The organism is Pseudoalteromonas sp. S1650 (assembly GCF_005887195.1).
Classification (GTDB): domain Bacteria; phylum Pseudomonadota; class Gammaproteobacteria; order Enterobacterales; family Alteromonadaceae; genus Pseudoalteromonas; species Pseudoalteromonas simplex.
Genome location: NZ_PNDF01000165.1, coordinates 1 through 1,062, shown reverse-complemented (window position 1 = coordinate 1,062; position 1,062 = coordinate 1). Strand labels below are relative to the sequence as shown.

The window sequence follows — 1,062 nt, the reverse complement described above, 5'->3', positions numbered from 1 at the left end:
AGGATCATTTTTTTCTTCCTCTTCAGCGAAGCGCCTCTTAGCCTCTTTGTGCGATTAGGTGTCTTTGATGTCGGCGTGAAATTTATTTTGCGAGCTTTCTTGTAGGTCCTGCTTTAGCGCATCATTGATGAGAGGTACGTAATATCTTGTCGCCATAAATGACCGCTTTGTACAAAACCGCATCTTGTATCTCGTTCCCCGAACCTAATAGCTTCATATTTACGTAGGTGATATATTCTCTTTGTGGTGATTAACCCTTTTAGGTAGACGATTAATGGCAAAAGATAGATACGCGCCAAAGGCTGTTGGCGATATTATGGCAGGCTTGAGTGGTCGCTTAGCATCTTATGCTGGTAAAACCCAAGGCTTGTCTTCTCAACAAACCATTCTTGATGAGTTCTTAGGTGAAACGCTTTCGAAAAAATGCCGGGTAAGTAATTACCGTGATGGTACTTTGATGATAGAAGCAGTTTCGGCACCGATTGCACTGCGTTTAAATTACTTAAAAATGGATATGCTTTCGCATTTTCGTGCCGCTGGCATGGTAGAGCTTGGGCAAATTAAAATTACTGCAAACCCACAGGCTACGCAGCGCTTATCAGCAACAAATAAGCCAGAGCAAAAGCCTGTTTCTAAACGTCAAATGAGCGAACAAACAGCTGATTACCTCAGCGCCATTGCCGCAGATGCCCCTCCTTCTTTAAAAGCTAAGTTAGAGCGTTTAGCACAACATGGGCGGAAGAAATAAAGCCGTCAGCTTTCAGCTGTCAGTTTTTAGCCGAGCGGTGTGGTTTGTTGGTTCTTTATTGATTTGCAGGTTTGGTGCTGAATGTAAGACGCGCCAAGCAAGCGTGACGCCTACGGCGGTGTAAGCGTGAAATTTATTTCGCGCGATGGTTTTATAATAGAGATTAGATATCAGGAGTCAGATTTTTTAGTAGTTAGATTTTAGAAGTTAGATATCAGTTGACCGAGAGGATGGTTTTATTTTTTGTGCAATTAAACAAAGAACTTGCTACACATGAAATGTATTTTACTTTGTACTAACCACTAACCACTAAC

The 1,062-nt window shown here is 41.9% G+C and carries 1 protein-coding gene; it reads left to right on the top strand.

Features of this window, described 5'->3' with window-relative positions; genetic code table 11:
* The first annotated feature begins 274 nt into the window (after nt 1-274).
* Entirely contained in the window at nt 275-748 is a 474-nt protein-coding gene (locus tag CWB80_RS22025; protein WP_138602790.1) for a DUF721 domain-containing protein, read from the top strand.
* Nucleotides 749-1,062 lie beyond the last annotated feature (314 nt).

Excerpts from the sequence above, each read along its gene's own strand:
- CWB80_RS22025 (WP_138602790.1), top strand. The coding sequence starts at position 275 with ATGGCAAAAGATAGATACGCGCCAAAGGCTGTTGGCGATATTATGGCA.